Genomic DNA, 22,497 nt, shown 5'->3' on the forward strand with positions numbered 1-22,497 from the left:
CGATGGAACATATATCTAACGCAATACAAACCATTCCGCTTAATCATTACATCATTTTAAGCTCGATTATATTTTCTATCGGTGTAATCGGCGTGCTTACCCGTCGTAATGCAATCGTGATCTTTATGTCCGTGGAGTTGATGCTGAATTCAGTAAACTTATTGCTGACAGTTTTCTCCATTTACAGGAACGATGCAGCCGGACAAGTTTTTGTGTTTTTTGTAATGGCATTAGCAGCGGCAGAAGTAGCAGTTGGGCTGGCTATAATCGTGATGATTTACCGGAACACCAATACAATTGATATTAATGTGTTGAACAGATTAAAATGGTAGGTCAGTATAAAAATCAAAATATAAGCCATTCATGATCAGTAATTATATTTGGTTAATTCCTGTACTTCCTTTAGCAGGATTTATTATTAACGGTTTAGGCCGTAATACTTTACCCAAAAACCTGATTGGTTTGCTGGGAAGCTTGGTCGTTTTAATTCCGTTTATCTTAAGCGTGATGCTGTTTTTATCGGTAAAAAATTCAGGTCAGCCTATTAACGTTACTTATTTTGAATGGATAAAAGCCGGAAAATTAAGCGTGCCTTTTTCTTTTCTGGTAGATCAGTTAAGCTCCTTAATGTTGCTGATAATTACCGGAGTTGGGTTTTTAATCCATATTTATTCCATTAGCTATATGCATGATGACGAAGGTTTTGGGAAGTTTTTTGCTTACCTAAACCTCTTTATTTTCTTTATGCTGCTGCTGGTTCTGGGTTCTAACTATATCATTTTATTTATCGGTTGGGAAGGTGTTGGCCTTTGTTCTTATTTACTGATCGGTTTCTGGTTTACCAATCCTGATTATGCTGATGCTGCAAAAAAAGCTTTCGTGATGAACCGTATTGGCGATTTAGGTTTCCTGATTGCCATCTTCGTGATGATTGCCACTTTCGGCAGTGCTTCTTTTAGCGAGGTTTTTATGAAGGCGGCAACTTTAAAGTTTGGTGATCCGACTTTAATTCTCATTACCATTTTGCTATTTATTGGTGCTACCGGTAAATCGGCACAAATACCTTTATTTACCTGGTTGCCGGATGCAATGGCGGGCCCAACACCCGTTTCTGCATTAATCCACGCAGCAACAATGGTTACCGCAGGTATTTATATGATCGTCCGTTCCAATGTATTATTTACGCTTGCCCCTTTTACACTACATTTAATTGCAGGTATTGGTCTGGCAACTATTCTTTTGGCCGCAATTATAGCGATTGCGCAAACAGATATTAAGAAAGTGTTAGCCTATTCAACGGTTTCACAGTTGGGTTATATGTTTTTAGGTTTAGGCGTTGGCGCTTATACCGGGGCTTTTTTTCACGTCATCACACATGCTTTTTTTAAGGCACTTTTATTCTTATGTGCCGGTTCTGTTATTCACGCAGTAAGCGGCGAGCAAGACATGCGCAACATGGGCGGCCTACGCAAGAAGTTGCCTGTTACTTTTATCACCATGCTGATTGGCGCCATCGCTATTTCTGGTATTCCTCCGTTTTCGGGTTTCTTTTCTAAAGATGAAATTTTAGCGCACGTTTTTGTTTACAGCAAAAGCATGTATGTGTTAGGCGTAATTGGTTCCATGTTTACCGCCTTTTACATGTTCCGCCTGATCTATCTCACTTTCTTCGGAAAATTCAGGGGAACGCATGAGCAGGAACATCATCTGCATGAATCTCCATCTTTAATGACTGTTCCTTTAATTGTTCTGGCCATACTTTCTATTGCAGGCGGATTTATTGGAATTCCGGAAGCATTAGGCGGACATCATTGGCTCTCAGAATATCTTACGCCAATATTTGCCTTGACAACTGCTCAAACTACAGATTTTCATATTGGGCACAACATGGAATTAATTTTAATGTGCGTTTCTGCCGGCGGCGCTGTCCTGGCAATTATTTACGCTTACATTAATTATGGCAAAGGTGGTAATATCCCTGCTGCAGAAGGCGAAGACAGAACACCTGTAAATGCTTTGGCTTATCATAAGTTTTACATTGATGAGTTGTATGATTGGATAATCAGAAAACCGCTGGATGCTATTTCCAAATTCTTCTATAAAGTTGTTGATTTAAAAATTATAGACGGATTAGTAAACGGATTAGGTAAAGTTTCTATCGAAAGCAGTAAGGGCTTACGTTTACTGCAAACAGGAAATGTTGGCTTTTATATTTTTGTGATGGTTCTTAGTATTATCGCCATGATGGCTTATGGTTTATTCAGGATTTAACGAGATTGCAAGATAAAATATGACGCTTATTCTACTCTTATTACCCGTATTTGCAGCTCTTGTCCTGTTATTGTTAAAAGGCGAAACCGTAAAAATTGCAGCGCTGTTTTTTGCCATTGCAGAATTAGTTGTTGCCGGAATCATGGTTGCTGGATTCCATGCAGATGCTTCTTATCAATATGTAATAGATTATCTCTGGATTGCGGATCTGGGAATTCATTTTAAAGCTGGAGTTGATGGCATTAGCTTGGTTATGGTAGTCCTGACTACCTTATTAGTTCCGCTAATTATTCTTTCTACCTTCAAGCATCAATACAATAAACCTTCAACCTTCTACGCATTAATCCTGTTCATGCAAACCGGCTTGCTGCTGGTTTTTACGGCGATGGACGCTTTCCTGTTTTATGTTGGATGGGAAGTTGCTTTAATCCCGATTTATTTTATCTGTGCTTTATGGGGAGGCGAAAACCGGATTAAAGTAACCATCAAGTTTTTCATTTACACGTTTGCCGGTTCGCTGTTTATGCTGCTTGGAATTATCTACCTGTACCTGCAAACTCCTGATAAAACCTTCGACATTCAGGCTTTTTATAACCTAAACTTTGATCCTTATCACCAGGGATGGATATTCTGGGCTTTCTTTATTGCGTTTGCCATTAAAATGCCCATATTTCCTTTTCATACCTGGCAGCCGGATACTTATACAACTGCTCCAACCGGTGGAACAATGATGCTATCAGGAATTATGCTGAAAATGGGCATTTACGGGGCCATTCGTTGGTTAATTCCAATTGCTCCGCTTGGATTTGCGCATTGGCAAAGTACCGTAATTATTTTAGCTGTAATCGGAATTGTTTATGCTTCGCTGATTGCTTTCAACCAAAAAGACGCAAAACGTTTAATTGCTTATTCTTCCATCGCACACGTTGGTTTAATTGCTGCCGGGATTTTTGCCTGGAATATGCAAGGTGTGCAAGGTGCAGTTTTCCAGATGTTAAGTCACGGAATTAATGTAATTGGATTATTTTTCGTAATTGACATTATCAGCAGAAGGATCAACACACGCGATATTAGTTTAATGGGGGGAATTGCTAAAAGTGCTCCGTTTCTTGCTACTTCTTTTATCATCATAATTATGGGGACAGTTGCGCTTCCTTTAACTAATGGTTTTATAGGTGAGTTTTTACTGATGAACGGCATTTATCAATACAACATTTGGTTAGTTGCTATTGCAGGGTTAACGATTATTTTTGGCGCCGTTTATATGCTTCGGATGTACAAGCAAATGATGCAGGGAGAAACCAGTTCACTCACAGCTTCTTTTACCGATGTTTCCGGCTCAGAAAAAATAGTTTTAGTTATAATTTGTGCTTTAGTAATTGTGCTCGGCGTATATCCGCAAATGGTTACGCATCTTTCAGAAGCAAGCGTAAACAACCTGATCGAACAGGTAAACCAAAAATTAATATCAGCCAAATAAAAAATGGGTAGTCTTATTTCAATTTCTGTTTTAGCCATAATTGTTTTGTATTTAGGATTATACCGGGTAAACAAAGCATTACTTCCGGTAACTGTAATTGGGCTTGTTGTGGCTGCAGGTTTTGCAGTAGCACAATGGAATACAGTAGCCCGGCCTATTTACAGTGGCATGATGTTATTTGATCATTATGCAATTGCATTTTCTGTGATTTGTATCCTCTCTACTATTTTAATTATTCTGCTCTCTAAAAATTATTTTGAGCGCATTAGCGCACATGTAGCAGAATATTATGCCATTATTTTATTTTCCTTAGCCGGAATTATTGTAATGGTTTCTTATCATAACTTAACCATGTTGTTTATAGGCATAGAAATTATGTCTGTAAGCTTGTACATTCTGGCAGGAATTAAAAAAAGAGATTTTGGCTCTAACGAAGCAGCCTTAAAATACTTTTTAATGGGTGCCTTTTCTACCGGTTTTTTGTTATTTGGAATTGCTTTGATTTACGGGACTACCGGTTCTTTTGATCTGGAGGTGATCCGTGATTATATCCTGTCCAATCCTCGTGATATATCTTTTCTTTTCTATACAGGAATTTTATTGATGATTGTAGGCTTATGTTTTAAAGTAGGGGCAGCCCCTTTCCACTTCTGGACACCGGATGTTTATGAAGGATCGCCAACATTAATTACTGCTTATATGGCAACCGTAGTTAAAACTGCTGGTTTTGCAGCATTTCTGCGTTTGTTTGCGGTTTGTTTTGCGCCATTGTCGGATTTTTGGACACCTTCGCTGCTCATAATTACTATCATTACTTTGTTTATCGGTAATATTACCGCGTTGTATCAGCATAATTTTAAAAGGATGCTTGCCTTTTCCAGCATTTCCCACGTAGGGTATATGCTTTTTGCCATAGTTGCTATTGGTGCAGCTTCTGCAAACGCTGTTTTTATATATGCTACAGCTTATTCTATAGCCTCAATTATTGCTTTTGGTGTGTTGATGCTGGTGCAACAGCAAACTGGCAACAGCAGCTTTGATAACTTTAACGGCTTGGGCAAAAGCAATCCTTTTCTGGCTTTTGTGCTTACCATTTCCATGCTTTCTTTAGCTGGCATTCCTTTAACTGCCGGTTTTATCGGTAAGTTTTTTATGTTTTCCAGGGCATTGTCTCAGTATCAGATCTGGCTTACTGTACTTGCTGTAATAAATGCTATTATAGCTATCTTCTATTACTTCAGGGTGATAATTGCAATGTATTTTAATCAGGAAGAAAGAACAGCCATCAGCATCCCTGGAAACGTAAGTTTTGTGTTAGGTATAGCTGCTTTAATTACCCTAATCATTGGTATTTATCCGGGTTTCATAGCCCATATTATTTAGCTTTCGGGCTGGACTGCAATTAATATAATATTTGTAGTTTTACAGACTAACATCGCTAATGAAAGAGATTTGGGAACATTTAACCAACTTAATTGATGCACAGGCTATTATTAGCAAGGGCGGAATTTACCTGATTTTTTTTATTGTTTTTGCTGAAACTGGCCTGTTCTTCGGATTTTTTTTACCTGGTGATTACTTACTGTTTTTAGCAGGTATTTTTTGTGCAACCGGGTTATTAGAGGTTTCCATTTACCAATTGCTTTCCGCACTTTTTGTAGCAGGTGTGTTAGGCAATTATGTAGGTTACTGGTTTGGCTATAGCACTGGCAGGGTATTATTTAACCGGGAAGACTCCTTTTTTTTTAAAAAACGCTATGTTTATATGGCGGAAGACTTTTTTAAAAAATATGGCGGTATGGCTCTGGTTTTTGGCCGTTTTTTTCCGATAATACGAACTTTTGCCCCTATCTTTGCAGGAGTTGCTAAAGTTAAATTCAAAAAATTTACACTTTATAATCTGTTGGGAAGTTTGTTGTGGGTATTGCTGCTTACTTTACTCGGTTTCTTTCTGGGTAAAGAGTTTCCGGGCATTGTTCATTATATGCCGTATATAATTGTAGTACTTATTATTTTTACAGCAACCCCTATTATTATTGCTTATCATAAATCTACCAAAAACAATTCTGAACAAAACGACTTTTCAAAATTGAAATAATATTTAATTTTATAATAAAAAACTATGACATTAGAACATTGCTGGCATACTATTCCACCAGGCGAAGGAGACAAATCACCCGAACATGTTAATGCAATTATTGAAATTCCGAAAGGATCAAAATGCAAATACGAAATAGATAAAGATTACGGCCTGCTTAAGTTAGACCGTGTGTTATTTTCATCTGTAATGTATCCCGCTAATTATGGCTTTATCCCGCAAACTTATTGTGATGATAATGACCCGTTGGATATTTTGGTGATCTGCTCGCAGGAAGTTGTACCTTTGTGTTTGGTAGAAGCCAAAGTAATTGGTGTAATGCACATGGTGGACAAAGGCGAAAGAGATGATAAAATTATTGCGGTTGCGGCACACGATATGTCTGTAAATTATATTAATGATATTACCGACCTTCCTCCGCATACAGAGGCAGAAATAACACGTTTCTTCGAAGATTATAAAAAACTGGAACACAGTAATGCTGTTACAGTAGAAATGTTCGAAGGAAGAGAAGCAGCCTATCAAATAATCGAAGAAAGTATAGAGCTGTATAAATCGACGTTTCAGAAACAAACTATTTAATGGGTCCTGATCTTGACATTAGCGGTTTTCATGCTTTTTTAACTGTTTTTTTAGTTTTTTTAAATGGTTTTTTTGTAGCAGCCGAATTTGCAATTGTTAGGGTCCGGGCTTCCCAAATTGAAATACAGGCAAAATCTGGAAGCCAGGTAGTTAAAATTACAAAAGGGATCCTTCACCATTTGGATTCATATTTAGCCGCTACTCAATTAGGTATTACGCTTGCCTCATTAGGGCTGGGCTGGGTTGGCGAAGAAGTTATGACTAAGCTTGTTTTTAACTTGTTTAGTCTTTTTCATATTACAGTTACAGGTAGTTTTGCATTAAACTTAGGCCATTTTCTGGCCTTTTTAATTATTACCATCATGCACATTGTTTTTGGTGAACTTGCACCAAAAACTTTTGCCATACAACAACCCGTAAGAACAAGCTTGTTCATTGCCTTTCCATTACGTGTTTTTTATATCGTTTGCCGGCCTTTTATCTGGCTTTTAAATGGTTTTGCAAATGCGATATTAAAGCTTTTTGGTATCGAAAATATCCATTCCGGCGAAGCACACCATAGTTCTGAGGAGTTGCAGTATTTACTGGACCAGGGAAAAGAAAGCGGCGTGCTGGATTCTAACGAACACGAACTGATAAAAAACGTTTTTGATTTTAACGAGCGCGTAGCCAAAAACATTATGGTTCCCAGAACTAAAATATCTGGTGTCGAACTTCATTCAAGTAATGAAGAATTATTAAACTGTATCATCAAAGAGGGTTATTCGCGCATGCCGGTTTATGATGATACGATGGATAAAATTGTTGGTATTGTACAGGCAAAAGATATTTTGCCCTTACTGGTAAACCAAACAGATTTTAAACTGGAAGATATTATTCGTAAACCCTACTTTATTCCGGAAACTAAAAAGATCAATGACTTGATGACCGAGCTTCAGTTAAAACGCATCCAGATTGCTATTGTAATGGATGAGTTTGGCGGAACAGCAGGAATGGTTACCCTGGAAGACATTGTAGAAGAACTGGTGGGCGAAATTCAGGATGAATATGACGAAGAAAAGCCAATTGTAGAACGCATTAATTCGACTGAATTTGTGGTTAACGCTTTGGCCAGCATTTACGATGTTAACGAGGAGTTGCCGCATGACTTGCCGGAAGACGGCGATTTCGATACCGTTTCTGGCTGGCTGGGAGAGATATTTGGCAAAATACCAGAAGTTGGAGAGCAAAAAGAAGCAAACGGTTATAATATTACAGTGCTAAAAAAAGCAGGACAAAACATTGAATCTGTTAAGCTGGAACTCTTGCTTAATGAAGAAGATGTAACCGATAATCACTAAAAATTTGCCTTTATACCAGTTTAAATGTACTTGTTTTATGCTCCTGATTTAAATACAGCAGATTGCTTTTTAAATGAAGAAGAAAGCAGGCATTGCATTAAAGTGCTTCGTTTGCAAAAAGAAGACGTGATTGAGGTTATTGATGGAAAAGGAAACTTTTATCATGCAAAAATAACCGCTCCCGATCCTAAAAAAACAAGGTTTGTTGTACTGCAAACACAGCAGGAATTTGGTAAACGAAACCACTATTTGCACATAGCAGTTGCACCAACCAAAAATATTGAACGGCTGGAATGGTTCATAGAAAAAGCTACCGAAATCGGGATTGATGAAATTACGCCAATTCTTTGCCAGCGTTCCGAACGTAAAATTATCAATCACGAAAGGCTGAACAAGGTAATTACTCCTGCTGTAAAACAATCGCTTAAAGCTTATCATCCCCAGTTAAACCCGCTTACCAATTTATCAAGTTTGCTTAAAGATCAAACTCAAGCACAAAAATGGATTGCCCATTGTAACGATGGAGAAAAAGTATCGATAAAAGAAGTATTAATCCCACAAAAAAAATATTTGGTACTGATTGGCCCTGAAGGTGATTTTTCTCCGCCGGAAATAAATACCGCTTTAGAAAATGGATTTCAAACCATAACTTTAGGTAATAGTCGTTTAAGAACAGAAACGGCTGCACTCGAAGCTTGTTTTGAAGTTAATTTTTTAAACCGCTTATGAAACACTTATTGCTGATCTGCTTTTTCTCTTTGTTCGGCCATACAGAACCAACTTATAAAATTGCCAAAATAAAATATAGCGGCGGTGGCGACTGGTACGGCGACCGGACTGCGTTAACCAACTTAATTAAGTTTTGTAATGAAAACTTAAAAACCAACATTAAACCAGAAGAAGATGTGGTAGAAGTTGGAAGCGAAACGTTATTCAATTATCCGTTTACGTTTTTAACAGGCCATGGAAATGTTGTATTTTCTGATCAGGAAGTTAAAAACCTGCGCAAATATTTAACAGGCGGCGGCTTTCTGCATATTGATGATAACTACGGATTGAACCAATTTATCCGGCCGCAAATGAAAAAGGTTTTCCCTGAACTCGATTTTGTAGAACTTCCTGTAAACCATCCTATATTTCATCAAAAATTCGCTTTTCCAAATGGTTTGCCTAAAATCCATGAACACAATGGCAAACGGCCGCAAGGTTTTGGTTTGATTTACAAAGGGCGCTTAGTTTGTTTTTACACTTACGAGTGCGATTTAGGCAACGGTTGGGAAGATTTTGGAACATATCCTTCCGATACCCAGGAAAGCCGTTTAAAAGCCTTAAAAATGGGTGCTAATTTAATCCAGTACGCCTTAACGCAGTAATAATATCTTTAAAAGCTACAGGTAAATTTATAAAGAGAAATCACAGGAAAACTGATGCTTTTTTTATCGGCATAAAATTAGCGCTTGTTCAAATTTAATATCAGCATTATTGGTAATGCTTCTTTTATGCCTGTATTATTTGATCATGTTTTTTATGCGATAAAAGAAGCATCTAAATCATTAAAAAGCGAAAGGCTTCATTTAAAATGAAGCCTTTCGCTTTTTAATGATTTAAGAAGAGTTTATAACTGAATCTTCTTCGGTGATTTTTCCTTTTTAACCCGGAAGTGAGCTTTACCTTCAGGATGGATTTCTGCCGCGCCAATCATGCCCATTGCACAACGGAAACCTACTTCTGCAGTGGCATCTTCTTCATCCATAAAACGGCGTGTGGCAGGGTTTAACCAATAAGCTCGATCGTTCCAAGAACCTCCTTTAAAGACTTTTGAATGATCGTTTACCAAAGTGGTATTACCATACAAAGAAGTATTTACAGAATCTCCGTAACCACGTACATCAGGTGTAAAAGCTTTACCAGAATTATTGGCTGCAACTACAGCACTTTGATTTGGATTGGCGTTAGTTGCATTAGTTTCTGCAGCAGTTGCCTGGCTACCGTTTAACTCACTCCATTTTTGTTTTTTAGACGTTTTAGCCAGATCTTTTATCGGGCGGCCATATTTATCTTTAGCTAAAAGTCCTTTATCAGTATTAGCTAATCTTTTATTGGTATATATGTTCCCTCGGAAAGGGTTAAAATCTTCAAAATCTTCATAAGAAAGCTGGCGATAAGTATCAGCAGTCCATTCGTTTACATTTCCAGCCATATTATATAAGCCAAAATCATTAGGCGGATATGACCTTACCGGTGCTGTAATATCAGCTTTATCGTTTAAAGCGCCACCAGTTCCCATATTATCACCGGCACCACGTTTAAAGTTAGCCAGAATTAAACCACGTGTGACTTTTTTAGGAGACCTTACGCCCATGCCATTCCATGGATAAACTTTTCCGTCGCTGATGTTTTCATATTGGGTATTTCCTGCAAGTGCAAGTGCTGCGTATTCCCATTCGGCTTCTGATGGCAAACGATACGGTTGTTTTAAAACACCGTCTTCAATACGGGCTGGGCGTGTAGCTGCTTTGCCATTATTTCCTTTTGCGGCTGCATTTAAATCTTTAGGCATGTGTTTACCGTCAATGCCTGCACCACGATATTGCCCGTTTAAATATAAATCAGTGTTAAAAGCAGCAGCGCCACCGGTTTTTCCGCTTTTGCTCATGGTTTTCCAATCGGTAATGATACCTCGTTCGCGTAAAATTTCTTCGTTCACGCGTTGAGTACGCCAGTCGCAATAATCATTGGCTTGTTCCCAATTTACACCAACTACCGGATAATCCTGATAACCTGGATGGCGTAAATAATTATCTACATAAGGCTCGTTGTAGGATAAAGGCTGGCGCCAAACCAAAGTATCCGGAAGCGCATTGTAGTACATTTCCCGGTCCTGAGGATAAGTTCTTTTAATCCAGTATAAATATTCCAGCCAGTCTGTATTGGCCACTTCGGTTTCATCCATATAAAAAGAAGCTACCGTAACCCTTCTGCGAACATTATTATAATCGAACTGTAAATCTTCGTTTAGTGAACCTCCCAGAACGAAAGTACCTCCTTCAATTGGTACTAAACCTGGGCCCGGCGCCGGGTGTTTTTTTGCAAAAACCTGAAAACCGCCATTCGTACGGTCATTATAAGCCCATCCGGTTTTAGGGGATTTTGCCTTATTGCAACTGCTTAATATCCCGCCAAGCGCAATCACTGTTAAGGCACAGTTGATAAAATTTCTTTTCATTTTTTTAAATCCTGTCAAATGTAAATTTAATATATTTCGTAAAAACGCCAATAAAAAATTTAAGCATCGTAAATTTATTTTTTTGCAGATATTACTATATTCAACGAAATTACTTCTTTAGGGTTACAAGCAGATTAAAATTTAATTAGCTTTGGCAATAAGGGCGTTATAAAGAAGTTATTTGCTTTGTACAACGGTTTTTATATTTGTTTATTCTGTAGGTACAGAAATTTTAATACTGGCTTTAAACTTATTATTTCAGTTTAATGGAAATTAATACAATAGTTAAGAGGTTTTTAATACTAACAATAAGTTTAGGTTTTAGTATTTTTTATGCAGATGCACAAGTTAACGGTACAAATACTAACGGAAGTTCGTCTTCTGGCGCAATATTAACAGCAGTTCCATTTCTAACGGTTTCTCCGGATGCACGTTCTGGCGCTATTGGTGATGCCGGCGTTGCCCTGTCATCCGATAAAAATGCAAATTACTGGAACCCGTCAAAATTAGCTTTTATAGAAAACGGCGATCAGGTTTCCTTGTCTTATAGCCCCTGGCTGCGCCGTTTGGTGCCAGATATTAACCTGGCTTACCTAAGTTATGCCCATAAACTGGATAACCGTAATACCATTGGCCTTTCTTTACGCTATTTTAACCTCGGTAAAATTCAGTTAGTTGATATTAACCAGCAGGACCAGGGCACTTACACGCCAAATGAATTTTCCATTGATGCTACTTTTGCCCGTAAATTTGGCGAAAATTTTTCATTAGGTACTTCCCTGCGTTATATTTATTCAAACCTCTCCAGCGGTACTTTTTCAGAAGGGCAGCAAACTAAACCGGGACAGGCAATAGCAGCAGATGTTTCTTTATATTATAAAAAACCTACCCAGATGTTCGGGCAGGACGATCTGTTTGCCTTTGGCCTGAATATTTCTAACATTGGCTCTAAAATGAGTTATACCGAAACCGGACAAAAGTATTTTTTACCAACTAATTTAAAAGTAGGTGTTGCCAATACTTGGTTCTTAGATAATTATAATGAATTAACTGCTGTTTTGGATGTAAATAAGCTTTTGGTCCCAACCAACCCTAACTCTACAGCAAGTGTGCCCGCAGGTATTTTTGGTTCTTTTACAGATGCTGGTTTTACAGGTGAACTAAAGGAAATTAATTTTGGCGGTGGCTTAGAATACTGGTACAACCATCAGTTTGCTTTGCGCGGCGGATATTTTTATGAAAACCCAAACCGCGGAAACCGTAACTATTTAACCCTGGGCGCTGGTTTTCGTTTTGATGCTTTTAACCTGGATTTTTCTTATCTGGTAGCTAATGAGCAGCAAAGCGCGCTGGCAAATACGCTGCGCTTTACTTTGGGTTATACTTTTGGTAAAGATTATTCCAAATAACAAGCAGGCCAAAATTTATACTGATGAAAATAAAGGTTGGTTTCGGCTTTGATGTCCATCAATTGCGTAAAGGCCATCCTTTTGTGATGGGTGGTGTAAATTTAGAACATACTTCGGGCGCGTACGGCCATTCGGATGCTGATGTTTTGCTGCACGCCATTTGCGATGCTCTGTTAGGCGCTGCCAATCTGCGCGATATTGGTTTCCATTTTTCTAATACCGATGAGCGTTGGCGCGGCATCAGCAGTTTAATCCTGCTAAAAGAAGTAATGAAGCTATTGGCTGAAAAAAACTGGATAATAGGTAATATTGATGCTATGATTTGTTTAGAAGCACCTAAAATAAATCCGCATATTCCTGCCATGAAAGCGCATATTGCCAATGCCGCAGGAATTAGTGAAGAAGATATTTCTATCAAAGCTACTACTAATGAGCAAATGGGTTTTATCGGGAGAGAAGAAGGCGTGGTTGCTTACGCGGTTTGTTTGATTGAGAAGATTTAGGTGATAAAAGAAGCATTGTTGCCGTTATCATTCCAACGATAGGAGGAATCTTTATCAAAACGATAGGTTTAAAATGCTTCTTTTATCACCTAAAAATTATTATTCTTTTTGAAGGAAGATTTCTCCCATGGGATCGAAATAACAAAACATACTTCTTTTATCCGCCTAAAAAATGAATTTGGTACTTAAAAAGTTCGATTCATTATTGTTCACAATTTCATTGATCAGCTTTTTGTTGCTATCGTTCAGTTTGGTAGCCACCAAGGACCGGATAGAAAATGCCCGCAACGCATCTACTACAGACAATGTTCCTTCGGCGCTGTCTTTTCGGCCGGTAAAAGGAAAAATATCCGGTCCGCGCTGACATTGGCAATTGATATTTACCCGGCTCACTTCATTAACAAAAGGATCGATTAAGGAAGCTATTTCTTCGGCATTATTACTGAAAATACTTACCTGTTGTCCATGTGGCGATTCGATCTGGTATTCTATCGTTTCGTCCAGGTCTTTAAAAGGAATTACCGGGATAACCGGCCCGAATTGCTCTTCCCGGTACAATTTCATTTTTTCGTTCACGGGAAAAACAATAGCCGGATAAACAAAAGAAGCTACGTTTTCTCCTCCGTTTTCGTTGATTACTTTAGCACCGTTTGCTATCGCATCATCAATACAAGCTTTTAAATAAGCTGGTTTTCCCGGTTCGGGCAAAGGCGTTAAGTTTACACCTTTTTCCCAAGGCATACCAAATTTCAGGTTACTTACCGCAACTGATAATTCTTTTAAGAAATCATCCGCAATATCTTCATGCACCAACACAATTTTTAAAGCGGTACAACGCTGTCCGTTAAAAGAAAGCGCACCTAAAACGGTTTCGCTTACAGCCAGTTTAATATCAGCATTTTTAGTTACGATAGCTGCATTCTTTGCATCCAATCCTAAAATAGCACGCAAACGGTTTACTTTAGGGTGCTGCTTTTTCAGTTCATTAGCTACTTTGCTCGAACCAATTAAAGTTAAAACGTTAATTTTTCCGGATTGCATTAATGGCGGAACAATATCTGCGCCACGGCCATAAATGGTATTGACAACACCTTTTGGAAAACATTCCTGAAAAGCTTTCAGCAAAGGATAGTGCAATAACGTGCCGTGTTTGGGTGGTTTGAAAAGCAGCGTATTGCCCATGATTAATGCCGGAATAAGTGTGGTAAAAGTTTCGTTTAAGGGATAATTAAACGGGCCCATACATAAAACAACGCCTAACGAGGAGCGACGGACCTGTGCAACAATTCCCTGCTCAATTTCAAATCGGGATGATTGCCTGTCCATATCTTTTAAAGCATCAATAGTAGCATTGATATATTCAACCGTTCTGTCAAATTCTTTTACAGATTCTGCGTAGGGCTTACCTATTTCCCACATAATCAGCTTCACAACAAGGTCTTTTTGTGCTACCATTTTAAAGGTGAACTGCTCTACACGTTGTATCCTGTTAGCAACGCTCATGGTTGGCCATTCGCCTCGGCCACTGTCGTAAGCTGCCATTGCAGCATCCAGCGCTTCCATGGCTTCTTTTGTTCCGCAAACCGGAAAAGCACCGATTACCTTTCGTTTTAATCCTTCAGTAGTTCTGATGCAAACAGGAGAAGAAACTTCGCTCAGCTCGCCCTCCCATTGTTTCATTTCTCCGTTAGAGAGATATTCCCGTTGAATGATCTGCTCTTTCAGCATAAATTCTTCAGGTATCTGGCTTTCTTCTACAAAAATAGCATCCAGTTGATCTTTAAAATCCATATTGTAGTATTAGATTAGGGATAATTTTAAATGTTGATGCTTCTTTTACCGGTAAAAAATCAGCATCAGTATTGTTTGCTTATAAATCTGAAATTGGGCTAAACCTCGGAACAAGAAATTTCATGAAAGACCAGGCAATCAGGTAAGATAAAGCACAAATAAAAAACATAATACCATAAGCAATTTGTGGGGTGGCAACATAAAAATCTGTTAACCTGCCAGCCAGTTGTTGCACCAGTACGCCGCCAATTCCACCAGCCATTCCACCAATACCTACTACAGAACCAACTGCTTTTTTAGGGAACATATCTGAAACAGTGGTAAACAAATTTGCAGACCATGCCTGGTGTGCAGCGGCGCCAACACAAATAACCGCAATAGCCATAATGGAAGCATTGGCCCCAAATTTTTCTACATTACCAAAGAATTGTGTTGATAGCAAAATCAGAGGAAAAACGGCAATAAGCAGCATCGCAGTCATCCTTGCGCGGTAAGTTTCCCAGCCTTTGTTAATAAAGAACATCGGAATACTTCCACCAAAAACACTACCGAAAATAGCTGTACCGTAAACAATAAAGGTTGGCCACATCACTTCATGACTGGTCATGCCGAACTGCTTTTTCAAATAATCCGGAAGCCAGAAAAGCAGGAACCACCAAATACCGTCGGTTAATAATTTACCGAAAAAGAAAGCCCAGGTTTGGCGGTATTTGAATAATTTAGACCAGGACACTTTTTGGTTATTGATTGGAACATCTTCAGATGGTGCTGCATGAACAGCTATATCATCACTATGGATATAATCAAATTCACTTTTTGTTAAACCTTTGTGTTTGGAAGGTGAATTATACAAAGCGAACCAAAAAATCAGCCATAAAAACCCAATACCGCCAGTAATAATGTAAGCCATTTTCCAGCCTAAATCAACACCGAAATGAATTAAACACCAGGGAACAAACAAAGAGGCAATCATGGCGCCGATGTTTGATCCGCTGTTAAAAACACCTGTTGCCAGCGCTCGTTCTTTCTTCGGGAACCATTCTGCTACGGTTTTTATGGAAGCAGGAAAGTTTCCTGCTTCTCCAATACCAAATAAACTTCTGATTACAATATGCAAGGCTACCGTACTTCCTGCAAGCGCATTCAGCATTCCGAAAACAGACCAGATAATTAAGGATAGCGCCAAACCCAATTTTGTGCCAATCTTATCAATTACCCAGCCGGCAACAATGGTAATACCTGCATAAAAAGCTGTAAAAAATGAAGTAACATAGGCAAAATCAGTATTTGTCCAGCCAAAACCTCCTTTTTCAACAGGTGTACAAAAATGCTCTTTCAGGTAACTGATTACCTGACGGTCCATATAATTGATCGTTGTTGAAAAAAGAAGCAGTGTAGCAATTGTCCATCTATATTTACCTATTTTCATGTTTTATCGGCTTATCAAATTAATTTATCTACAGCTTTTTACTAATTCATGTGCTTCTTTTGTGGCAGTAAAAAGCTCATCATAAAGCTTTCCTTCCATTACTTTTTTACTGATGAGTTTGCTCCCTAAACCGACAGCGCTTACGCCAGCTTTAAACCAGCCGGAAATGTTTTCTTTTGTTAAATCTACACCTCCCGTTGGAATAAAAAGCTGACCAGGAAATAATTCTTTGATAGAAGTTAAAAAAGCTTCACCCAAAATATTTGCCGGAAAAAGCTTGATTAAAGCGGCTGAATTTTCTTGTGCGAGAAAAATTTCCGTCGGCGTCATACAACCTGGAATCCAAAGTAACTCTGCTTCTAAAGCCATCTGCCCTACTTTCGGGTTTACAATCGGGCTAACTAAAAAATCTGCTCCGGCTTTCAGAAAATCTTCTGCTTCTTTTACCGACTTAATTGTTCCGATACCTAATTCCAGGTCAGGCATTTCTTCGTTTGCCAGCTCCCGCAATAATTTAAAGTTCTCTAAAGCTTCCGGCCCGCGATTGGTATATTCAAAAACCCTTACGCCTGCTTTGTAAATGGTTCTTGTTATTTCTAAACTGACTTCAGGGTCTCTATAAAAAAACAAAGGCAAGGTGCCCTGCTCTAAAATCTGGTTTAAAGAATGCTCTTTTTTACTGTTCATTTTTAATGATTTTTTTTACTTCGTCCGCACTCATTGTCGTGGCATCGCTTTCAATAAATAATTTGCCGTAAGCTGCTGCTGTGGCAAACTCCAATGCTTCTTTTACCGGTTGTTTTTGGTACAAACCATAAATTAAGCCTGCCATAAAGCAATCGCCGCTTCCAACTTTATCTACAATATGAGCCGCTGAATATTCTTTCGATACTTCCAGTTTCCCGTCGGTGTACAAGGTAGTGTAATATTGGATACCAGGATCACCAAAACGAAAAGTATTAGCTACATATTTACATTTTGGATAAGTTTTAATAAGTGCTTCTGAAGTTTTTATCGCATGATTCAGGTAATTTTCTTTGGTACCGATTTCGTGTATATTTTCATCTACTGCCGTTCCCAGCATTTGATTTGCTGCCCAAACATTGCCCATAATTAGATCGCAATATTGTGCCAGATTAGGCATAATTTCAATCGGCTGTTTACCATACTTCCACAATTTTGCGCGATAATTCAAATCCAGCGAAATGAAGATATTTTTTTGAGAAGCCACTTTTAAAGCTTCTTCACAAACATCTGCTACATTTTGAGTGATAGCCGGACAAATTGCGCTGAAATGAAACCAGGAAACATCTTCAAAAACAGCATTCCAATCTATCGTTCCAGGTTGCAATTCTGCATACGAAGAATAAGCACGATCGTAAATTACGCCTGCATTTTTAAGGTCTTTTCCCTTCGGAAGATAGTACGTTCCAATTCGGTTTCCCTGATAAATAATGGCAGAAGTATCAACTTTTCTTTCCTGAAGATACTGAACGATCTGTTCCGACAACATGTTTTCCGGCAAAGCTGTTAAATAAGCCGAAGGCAAATCCCAAAGCGCCAAAGCTGTAGCAACATTCAATTCTGCACCGCCAACATAAAAAGGAAGGGAATTTTCTTTTAGCCAGTTTCCTTCGGTATCCGGACAAATCCGCAGCAACAATTCGCCGAAACTGAGTATTTTGCTCATCTTAAAAGTTGAAATAATTTTTAGCGTTGTAATAGCAGATATCAGAAACAATCTTTCCAATAAGTTCCATATCAGCAGGCAATTCTCCGTTTTCTACATCTTCTCCAAATAAATTACAAAGTAATCTGCGGAAATATTCATGTCGAGGAAAAGATAAAAAGCTACGCGAATCTGTAAGCATACCAACAAATTTGCTTAACAACCCCATGTTGGATAAAGCATTAATTTGTTTAGTCATGCCATCTTTCTGATCTAAAAACCACCAGGCTGAACCAAATTGTACTTTTCCGGCAACGGAACCATCATTGTAATTACCAATCATTGTTGCTATTAATTCATTATCAGCTGGATTAAGATTATATAGAATTGTTTTTGCCAAGCGATCTTCTGTATCCAGCTTATTCAAGAACTTTGAAATTTGCCTTCCCTGACTAAAATCACCAATAGAATCCCAGCCTGTATCCGGCCCAAGTTGTTTCAGCATTCGCACGTTATTATTCCGTAGTGCGCCTAAATGGTATTGCTGCACCCAGCCTTTTTCGTGATCCCAAACGGCAAATTGAAAAAGCATTGCCGATTTAAACTTCAGGTTTTCTTCGTAGCTGATGCTTTGTTTAGCACGTATTTTTTGGAAGATATTTTTGATTTCCTCTTCTGTATAATCTTCAGCATAAATCTGCTCTAAACCATGATCGGAAACCGAGCAGTCATTTTCTGCAAAGTAATCATGGCGCATTTTTAAGGCTGATAAATAAGCATCATAACTATCAATTGAAGTATTGGTTACTTCTTCCAGCTTATTAATATAAACGTTTAAAGCCTCCAAATCATCCGGGTTCATTGCTTTATCCGGACGAAAAGCAGGAAGCATTTTAACGGAACCTCCTTCTTTTTTTAGTTGCTGATGAAATTGTAAATTATCAACCGGATCATCTGTTGTGCAAATGGTTTCTACTTTCATTTTGCTCATCAAACCTTGAACAGAATATTCCGGCGTTTGCAGTTTTGCCGTGCAATTATCGTAAACACTTTGTGCTATTTTTACCGACAATAAATCGTGAACATCAAAGTAGCGTTGTAACTCTAAATGTGTCCAATGGTAAAGCGGGTTACGTAATGTGAACGGAACTGTTTCTGCCCACTTTTCAAACTTTTCGTAATCGCTTTTTCCTCCGGTGATGTAATCCTCATTAATTCCGTTGGCTCGCATGGCACGCCATTTATAATGATCGCCATAAAGCCAAACCTGCGTGATGCTTTTAAAGTTGATATTATCTGCAACCTGATCCGGCGGCAAGTGATTATGGTAATCTATAATGGGTAGATTTTTAGCAAACTCATGGTAAAGCTTTTGGGCAGTTGGTGTTTGCAGGAGAAAGTTCTCGTCTAAAAAAGGTTTCATTTAGGTTTTTTTCTACACTCGAAAAGGAGCAGTAAAAGGTAAATATTTAGGTGGTAAAAGAAGCATTTCTTTTTATAAAGAAACGCCTCTTTTCCATGGAATAAAATCGTCCTGGCCATGACGCACTGCGCTTACTTCAATTTCGCCACTGGCAACACGGATAACATAATCCAGGATACGTTCTCCGGCTTGTTCAATCGTTTCTTCACCTTCAATCACAGTTCCGGTATTAATGTCGATGATATCACGCATTTTATTATACAACTTGGTATTACTTGCTATTTTAACTACAGGCGTAACAGGGTTTCCGGTTGGCGTGCCCAAGCCAGTTGTAAATAAAACAACGTTTGCACCGGAAGCAACTTCGGCAGTGGTAGATTCTACATCATTTCCCGGTGTACACAATAAATTCAATCCTGGTTTGGTTACTTTTTCAGGATAATCTAAAACTTCTACAACCGGTGATGTTCCGCCTTTTTTAGCTGCTCCTGCGGATTTAATCGCATCCGTAATCAAACCATCCTTAATATTTCCGGGAGAAGGGTTCATATCAAAACCAGAACCAACCGCTTTTGCACGTTCGTTGTAAGTGCGCATCAGGTAAGAAAAACGTTCGGCGTTATTGGTATCTACACAGCGATCGCTCATGTTTTGCTCCACGCCACATAACTCTGGAAATTCGGCCAGAATAACTGAACCACCAGCTGCAATCAGCAAATCAGAAGTATAACCAATGGCCGGATTGGCAGAAATCCCTGAAAAACCATCGGAACCGCCACATTCCAAGCCAATACAAATTTTACTGATTGGAGAAGGCTGACGTGTATTTCTATTTGCTAAAACCAGTCCTGCAAAAGTTTGCTTGATTGCCAATGAAAGCAATTCAGCTTCAGTTCCAACTTTTTGCTGCTCTAACACAAAATAAGGTTTATCAAATAAAGGAGAACGTTTTTTGATTTCTTCCTCCAAGATAGAAACTTGCGCATTCTGGCAACCTAAACTTAAAACAGTTGCACCAGCAACATTTGGATGTGTGATATATCCAGCTAATAATCCGCAGAGCGCCTGCGCATCCTGACGAGTACCACCGCAGCCGCCATTATGTACTAAGAATTTAATGCCATCAACATGAGGAAATAAACGTTCTTGTTTTGGAACCTGTTCCACATAAGGCATATCGGCGTTTAAAATCTGGGAAACATCCTGACCAGATTTGTACATCTTGATCAGTTCCTGCGCCTGGTTGGTGTACATTTTGTTTCGGCCATAACCCAAAGGTGTAATTAATGCTTCTTCAAGCACTTCTAAATTTCGGTTTTCGCAAAAAACCATCGGAATAACCAACCAGTAATTAGCTGTACCTACGCTGCCGTCAGACCGTGGATAACCGTAAAAAGTACGATCAGCAAATTTGCTTACATCAGGTTTGTTCCAATCGGTTTTACGGTCGCCAATTGTAAAATCGTTTGCAGCGTGATGAATATTTTTGGTAGTTAAAACGCCACCTTTTGAAATATGATACTGCGCTTTACCAACCAAAACGCCGTACATGATAATGTCGTCGTCTTTTTCAAAATCTTTTGCGGCAAACTTGTGTTTTGCCTGAACATTATCTATTAAGGTGTATTCCTGATCATCATATTTAACTACTGTTCCTTGTGGTAAATCTGTTAAAGCCACAATTACATTATCATCAGGGTGTACTTTTAATACTTGGTTCTTCATGTTTTAAATTTTGTTTTTTACAGATAGCCCTTCAGCCGCTTTTAAAGCCCCTTCGCTGGTTATTTTAGCAAAATATTGTTGTACGGCATCTTCAAATCCTGGCAGAAGCGTTAAATCTGTTCCCCAAAGCTCGGTATTATTTAATATGGTATAAGTCAAAATATCAGCAGGAATACTGTTTTTAAGGTCATAAAAAAAGCGTGCCTGATCATCATTCACCGGATAACTTTTTCCGTTTACCCCGCCGTAAAATTTGCCGTTTTCTTCTTTCTGAACCTGCATAAAAGCGATGTACGCAGCAAAACCTAAAGCAATACGGGCAGGTATTTGATCGGATTTTTGATAATGCTTTACCAAAACAGGCACAACACGCATTTTAAGCTTGGCGGAAAATTGTACCGTAATAGCAATCCATTGATGTTTAATGTGCGGATTACGGAAACGATCTAAAACCTGGCCTGCAAACCCATCCGTTTGCTGTTTGCTTACTTCGTACGGAATTGACGATGCTATTTCTTCTTTCATCAACTCACTTACAAAACTCGAAAACGTTTCATCGTCCATTGCTTCTTTTACCGTATTAAAACCTGCAAGAAAAGCCAGGCCACAACTTAATGTATGCGTACCATTTAACATTCTCAGTTTTAGTTCCCGGTAAATTTCAATATCCGGCGCAATAATTACACCTTTATCAGCTTCAGCAAAACTTAGAACAGCCTTTACTTTTTCATTGCCTTCTATCGCCCATAAGCGGTAAACTTCGGAAACGGTCAACAGCTTATCTTCATAACCGGCTTTTTCCTGGAAAGCAGAAACCGTTTCTGCATCAGGCTTTCCGGGAACAATCCGATCAACTAATGAATTGCAGAAAGAGTTACTTTTATCCAACCAATCTATCAGTGCTGCATCCAACTGGTTAAAAGCAGCTAATTCCAACACGATCGATTTTAATTTATCACCGTTGCCAACAATTAATTCTGTTGGCACAATCACCATTCCGCTTTCTTCGCTTCCGTTAAAGGCTTTATATCGTTCTACTAAAAAAGCTAATAATTTACCTGGAAAAGAAGTTGGCGGACTTAATTTAATATCTTCTTTAACCAACTGAATCCCAACTTCTGTAGTGTTGGAAATCACAATTTTCATTTCCGGTTTTTGGGCACATTTTAAAATCTCCTCCCAATGTTCTCCTGCTGATAAAACACGGCTGATAGCAGAACAGATAATATTCTCTTCTATTTTCTGTCCGTTTTCAATGCCTTTTACACATAAAGTATATAAGCCGTCCTGATCGTCAAATTCGGAAGAGCTTCCTGTTGAAGTTGATTTTACCACCACAATCCGTCCGTTAAACACACCTTCACGATTGGCTTTATCAATAAAATAATCTGGCAAACCTCTAAGCAATACACCTGTTCCAAACTGTAAAACTTTCTCCGGAAGGCTTAAAATTGCTTCATCAGGAACGATTACTTCCTGCGACTGAATTTCTTTTAAATTAGACTTTGATAAAATCATTTTTAGGTTATTCTTATTGGTATTCGCTTAATT

19 protein-coding genes are annotated in these 22,497 nt (G+C 38.6%); 11 read left to right on the forward strand and 8 right to left on the reverse strand.

All coding sequences use genetic code 11. The features are described from left to right. The first annotated feature begins 2 nt into the window (after positions 1-2). The 9 genes from nuoK to GO621_RS00765 are packed head-to-tail and all read left to right on the forward strand — an operon-like array spanning position 3 to position 9,144. A complete protein-coding gene (gene nuoK, locus GO621_RS00725) occupies positions 3-332 on the forward strand; it encodes an NADH-quinone oxidoreductase subunit NuoK (RefSeq protein WP_157562976.1) in 330 nt (109 codons plus the stop codon). A gap of 34 nt (positions 333-366) precedes the next feature. Beyond that, entirely contained in the window at positions 367-2,271 is a 1,905-nt protein-coding gene (gene nuoL / locus GO621_RS00730) for an NADH-quinone oxidoreductase subunit L (RefSeq protein ID WP_317163368.1), read from the forward strand. 19 nt (positions 2,272-2,290) lie between these two features. Further along, positions 2,291-3,751 (forward strand): complex I subunit 4 family protein, encoded by a 1,461-nt coding sequence (locus GO621_RS00735; protein WP_157562982.1) that lies wholly within the window; start codon positions 2,291-2,293, stop codon positions 3,749-3,751. 3 nt (positions 3,752-3,754) lie between these two features. Then, complete coding sequence (locus GO621_RS00740) at positions 3,755-5,134, forward strand: NADH-quinone oxidoreductase subunit N (RefSeq protein WP_157562984.1); 1,380 nt, start codon at positions 3,755-3,757, stop codon at positions 5,132-5,134. Positions 5,135-5,192: 58 nt separating this feature from the next. After that, a complete protein-coding gene (locus tag GO621_RS00745; RefSeq protein ID WP_157562987.1) occupies positions 5,193-5,849 on the forward strand; it encodes a DedA family protein in 657 nt (218 codons plus the stop codon). Positions 5,850-5,873: 24 nt separating this feature from the next. Continuing rightward, positions 5,874-6,431 carry an inorganic diphosphatase gene (locus tag GO621_RS00750; protein WP_157562989.1) on the forward strand — a complete coding sequence of 186 codons (558 nt, stop codon included), beginning with the start codon at positions 5,874-5,876 and terminating at the stop codon, positions 6,429-6,431. After that, positions 6,431-7,771 (forward strand): hemolysin family protein, encoded by a 1,341-nt coding sequence (locus tag GO621_RS00755; RefSeq protein ID WP_157562992.1) that lies wholly within the window; start codon positions 6,431-6,433, stop codon positions 7,769-7,771. Before GO621_RS00750 ends, GO621_RS00755 begins: the two co-directional genes overlap by 1 nt. Before the next feature lie 24 nt (positions 7,772-7,795). Then, entirely contained in the window at positions 7,796-8,500 is a 705-nt protein-coding gene (locus GO621_RS00760; protein WP_157562995.1) for a 16S rRNA (uracil(1498)-N(3))-methyltransferase, read from the forward strand. Further along, complete coding sequence (locus GO621_RS00765) at positions 8,497-9,144, forward strand: DUF4159 domain-containing protein (protein WP_157562998.1); 648 nt, start codon at positions 8,497-8,499, stop codon at positions 9,142-9,144. Before GO621_RS00760 ends, GO621_RS00765 begins: the two co-directional genes overlap by 4 nt. A 242-nt stretch (positions 9,145-9,386) precedes the next feature. On the opposite strand, the gene GO621_RS00770 is transcribed toward GO621_RS00765, so the two are convergent. Then, positions 9,387-10,997 carry an SUMF1/EgtB/PvdO family nonheme iron enzyme gene (locus tag GO621_RS00770; protein WP_157563001.1) on the reverse strand — a complete coding sequence of 537 codons (1,611 nt, stop codon included), beginning with the start codon at positions 10,995-10,997 and terminating at the stop codon, positions 9,387-9,389. 266 nt (positions 10,998-11,263) lie between these two features. Between GO621_RS00770 and porV the strand changes: the two genes are divergently transcribed. After that, positions 11,264-12,406: a type IX secretion system outer membrane channel protein PorV gene (gene porV / locus GO621_RS00775; RefSeq protein WP_157563003.1), complete on the forward strand. Its 1,143-nt coding sequence runs from the start codon at positions 11,264-11,266 to the stop codon at positions 12,404-12,406. A 23-nt stretch (positions 12,407-12,429) separates the two neighbouring features. Beyond that, positions 12,430-12,909 (forward strand): 2-C-methyl-D-erythritol 2,4-cyclodiphosphate synthase, encoded by a 480-nt coding sequence (ispF, locus tag GO621_RS00780; RefSeq protein WP_157563006.1) that lies wholly within the window; start codon positions 12,430-12,432, stop codon positions 12,907-12,909. Positions 12,910-13,074: 165 nt separating this feature from the next. Here the strand turns inward: ispF and GO621_RS00785 are convergent, their stop codons facing one another. The 7 genes from GO621_RS00785 to GO621_RS00815 form a co-directional block, all read right to left on the reverse strand. After that, the gene (locus GO621_RS00785; protein WP_157563009.1) at positions 13,075-14,700 is read right to left on the reverse strand and encodes an NADP-dependent glyceraldehyde-3-phosphate dehydrogenase; all 1,626 of its coding nucleotides are present in this window, start codon (positions 14,698-14,700) and stop codon (positions 13,075-13,077) included. A 79-nt stretch (positions 14,701-14,779) separates the two neighbouring features. Next, the gene (locus GO621_RS00790) at positions 14,780-16,129 is read right to left on the reverse strand and encodes an MFS transporter (RefSeq protein ID WP_157563012.1); all 1,350 of its coding nucleotides are present in this window, start codon (positions 16,127-16,129) and stop codon (positions 14,780-14,782) included. 24 nt (positions 16,130-16,153) lie between these two features. Continuing rightward, positions 16,154-16,816, reverse strand: coding sequence for a bifunctional 4-hydroxy-2-oxoglutarate aldolase/2-dehydro-3-deoxy-phosphogluconate aldolase (locus GO621_RS00795; protein ID WP_157563015.1), 663 nt, complete (start codon positions 16,814-16,816; stop codon positions 16,154-16,156). Beyond that, positions 16,806-17,819, reverse strand: coding sequence for a sugar kinase (locus tag GO621_RS00800; protein ID WP_157563018.1), 1,014 nt, complete (start codon positions 17,817-17,819; stop codon positions 16,806-16,808). The genes GO621_RS00795 and GO621_RS00800 overlap by 11 nt, the downstream gene beginning before the upstream one ends. Position 17,820: 1 nt before the next feature. Beyond that, complete coding sequence (gene uxaC, locus GO621_RS00805) at positions 17,821-19,221, reverse strand: glucuronate isomerase (protein ID WP_157563021.1); 1,401 nt, start codon at positions 19,219-19,221, stop codon at positions 17,821-17,823. 72 nt (positions 19,222-19,293) lie between these two features. Then, positions 19,294-20,946: a UxaA family hydrolase gene (locus GO621_RS00810; protein WP_157563024.1), complete on the reverse strand. Its 1,653-nt coding sequence runs from the start codon at positions 20,944-20,946 to the stop codon at positions 19,294-19,296. A gap of 3 nt (positions 20,947-20,949) precedes the next feature. Continuing rightward, complete coding sequence (locus tag GO621_RS00815; RefSeq protein WP_157563027.1) at positions 20,950-22,464, reverse strand: tagaturonate reductase; 1,515 nt, start codon at positions 22,462-22,464, stop codon at positions 20,950-20,952. Positions 22,465-22,497: the final 33 nt, after the last annotated feature.

Origin of the sequence: Mucilaginibacter arboris, assembly GCF_009754915.1 — a bacterium.
Taxonomy (GTDB): Bacteria; Bacteroidota; Bacteroidia; order Sphingobacteriales; family Sphingobacteriaceae; genus Mucilaginibacter_A; species Mucilaginibacter_A arboris.